Raw genomic sequence first — 3,266 nt, 5'->3', positions numbered from 1 at the left:
GTATAGCTGCGCCCTGCCGGGCCGCTCGGGTGCGCGGGCGCGGCTCGCCCGGCCCTTCGAGGACAGGCTGTTCTTCGCCGGCGAGGCGACGCACCCGCACGATTTCACCACCGCCCACGGCGCCCACGACAGCGGGCAGCGGGCCGCCGACGAGGCCATGGCGGCGCTCGGGCGCAGGCGGGGCGAGGCGGCCTGACGGAAGGCTCCGGCGGCGTCCATAGGGCCGCAGGGGCCGGAACATCCGCGCACGGGGCCGATTGCCGAAGTTCCCGGACAGCATCACCCGACACGCGCGCCGCACGGTCTGTCCCGTTCGAACCCGGCGCGCCAGGACAGCTTCATGACCGACGCCGCTGACAAGCGCCTCACGATGCAGGATCCGCGCACCCAGTACCCGCAGCCGCCGTTCGAGCGCCAACCGCAGGAGGCGCCGGGCCTCGCCGGAGCGATGGACCCGCAGCCGGACCACGGCGAGACCAGCTACCGGGGCCACGGCCGCCTCGCCGGCCGCAAGGCCCTGGTGACCGGCGCCGATTCTGGCATCGGGCGCGCGGCCGCCATCGCCTTCGCCCGCGAGGGTGCCGACGTGGCGCTCAGCTTCGTCGAGGCCGAGATGCCGGACGCGCGGGCGGTGGCCGAGCTGATCGAGGCGGAGGGCCGTAAGGCGGTGCTGCTGCCGGGCGACATCACCGACAAGGCGTTCTGCGAGACGCTGGTGCACCGGGCTGTCACCGACCTCGGCGGGCTCGACATCCTGGTCAACAACGCCGGCAAGCAGACCAACCAGAAGGACGTCGGCGACATCACCGACGAGCAGTTCGACCGAACGCTGAAGACCAACCTCTACGCGATGTTCTGGATCACCAAGGCGGCGCTGCCGCACATGCCGGCGGGCGCGTCGATCATCAACACGGCCTCGGTCGTGGCCTACAACCCGCCGCAGATCCTCGTCGACTACGCCACCACCAAGGCTGGCATCGTCGCCTTCTCGAAGGCTCTGGCCAAGCAGCAGGTCGCGAAGGGCATCCGCGTGAACGCGGTGGCGCCTGGGCCGTTCTGGACCGCGCTGCAGCCCTCGGGCGGGCAGCCGCAGGAGGCGGTCGAGACGTTCGGCTCCGAGGTGCCGCTCGGCCGCCCCGGCCAGCCGGTGGAGCTCGCGCCGGTCTACGTCTTCCTGGCGAGCCAGGAGGCGAGCTACGTCACCGGCGAGGTCTACGGCGCGACGGGCGGCAACGGCACCGCCTGACCCCGCCGCGCCCGCAAGAGGACCGCTTTCCGCCGGCGCTCCCGCCCCGGCGACGGGGTGCACAAGGGAAAGGGCAGGCGCCGCCGGCACGAACAGGCCGGTGGCGTCTTTAAGACATTGGAACGGATAAGTTTCTCCCAAAGCCGCATCCCCGGGGTCACCGATGCCGCCTCGCGCCCGATGCCACGCCATGGTCGCGGAGCCGAATGCGACCTAGTTTGGTGTCCGGGTCCCGAGACGCGGCGGGGACGACCAGGCTCGGGAAGCAGCCCTCGATGTCACTGACGAAGCGGATCGTGGGCCTGGTCGTGCTGGCCCTGACTCCGGCGTTGGCCGTTCAAGGCTATAACGAATACGCCCTGCGGACCGCCCGTGCCGAGGCGGTTCGCAACGAGGCGATGCGCGCGGCGCGGAACGTCGCGGCCGACCTCGGGCAGTTCGGCCGCGGGGCGCGGCAGGTGCTCGGCATCCTGGCCGGCCTGTCGGAGATCCGCACCAAGGATGCGCGGGCGTGCACAGCCTACCTCGCGACGGTGGTCGGCCAGGTGCCCGGCTCGTTCTTCTTCGGCGTCGCCGACGCGGATGGAAAGATCCGGTGCAACACCCTCGGCTCGCCGGTCGGGGCCTACACGGTCGCCGACCGGTCCTACTTCCAGGATGCGATGCGTTCCGGCGGGTTCGCCATCGGGCAGGTCGTGTCCGGGCGGGTCACCGGCCGGCCCACCATCCAGTTCGCGCAAGCCATCCCCGACGACGACGGCGACGGGCGGCCCGACGGCATCGTCATCACCAGCATCGACCTGTCCTACCTCGCGGCCCGGCAGGCCAATGCCGGGCTGCCGCCCGATGCCGCGCTCACCGTCGCCGACCCCAACGGCACGATCCTGGTACGCTTGCCCGATCACGAGGCGTGGGCGGGCAAGCCGCTTCCTCCGGCTTACTGGAAAGCCCTGACGGATCACCGCGGCACCGTCGCCGACCTGCCGGGGTTGCGCGGCAACCAACGGATCACGGCGGTGGCCGGAGGTTCGCCGGAGGACCTCGAAACCATGACGGTGGCGGTGGGCCTGTCGTCGGCCAGCGCCTTCGCGGACATCGACGCCGCGACCCGCCGCGGGATCGTGCTGATCGGCCTCGGTGCGATCCTCGCCGTCGTCGCCGCGCTGATGGCCGGACGCGTCTTCATCCGCCGGCCGGTGCGACGCCTGCTTGCGGCGGCCAGCGCCTGGCGGGCCGGCGAGCTGGGGACCCGGACCGGGATCTCCGGACCCGGCGAATTCGGCCGGCTTGGGGAAGCGTTCGACGCCATGGCCGCGTCGCTGCAACGACACGAGGGCGAGCTGCGCGAGGAGGTCGCGCGCAGCCGCGTCCTGCAGGAGCGGCAGACGATGATGCTGCACGAGCTGAACCACCGCGTCCGCAACACCCTGACCACCGTGCAATCCCTGGCGCGGCAGACCCGCCGCGACGACGACCGGGGCGAACGGCTGGAGGGGCGCATCCTCTCGCTGTCCAAGACCCACGACCTGCTGTCGCGCGACGACTGGGGCGGCGCCTCGCTGCGGACGGTCCTGGAGAACGAGCTGGCCCCCTACCGGGACGACCAGGCCCATCGCTTCGACCTGGATGGCACCGACCTCGACCTGCCGCCGCGCTACGTCCTGGCGCTCGGCATGACGGTGCACGAGTTGACCACCAACGCGGCCAAGTACGGCGCACTCTCGACCGATGCGGGCCGCGTCGAGGTCGCCTGGACCGTCGTCGTCGCCGAGAGCGCCGCGAGGCGGCTCGTTCTGGATTGGCAGGAGAGCGGAGGCCCGCCGGTTCGGGAGCCGGGAAAGCGCGGATTCGGCACGCGCCTGATCACGGGCGGGATTAGCCGGGAGCTCGGCGGGCTGGTCCGGCTGGACTTCGCCATCGACGGGTTGCGCTGCAGCCTCGACGTCCCCCTCGACGAGCCGGACCGCTTCACCTCGTTCGGCGGCCTCGCCGACGCGCGGCCGGCCGGGCGGGCCTGAGG

At 72.1% G+C, this 3,266-nt stretch carries 3 protein-coding genes; all 3 read left to right on the top strand.

The window, feature by feature from the left end:
* The coding region (locus FV222_RS21005) for an FAD-dependent oxidoreductase (RefSeq protein WP_187277405.1) at positions 1–196 on the top strand (196 nt) is incomplete at its 5' end.
* A gap of 144 nt (positions 197–340) precedes the next feature.
* Positions 341–1,246: an SDR family oxidoreductase gene (locus tag FV222_RS21000; protein ID WP_147761652.1), complete on the top strand. Its 906-nt coding sequence runs from the start codon at positions 341–343 to the stop codon at positions 1,244–1,246.
* A 275-nt stretch (positions 1,247–1,521) separates the two neighbouring features.
* Complete coding sequence (locus FV222_RS20995) at positions 1,522–3,264, top strand: HWE histidine kinase domain-containing protein (RefSeq protein ID WP_147815557.1); 1,743 nt, start codon at positions 1,522–1,524, stop codon at positions 3,262–3,264.
* The last annotated feature ends 2 nt before the right edge of the window (positions 3,265–3,266 follow it).

This window comes from Methylobacterium sp. WL103 (assembly GCF_008039885.1).
Lineage (GTDB): Bacteria > Pseudomonadota > Alphaproteobacteria > Rhizobiales > Beijerinckiaceae > Methylobacterium > Methylobacterium cerastii.
Note: the sequence above shows the minus strand (reverse complement) of the source record. Positions and strands in the feature narration are given on the sequence as shown.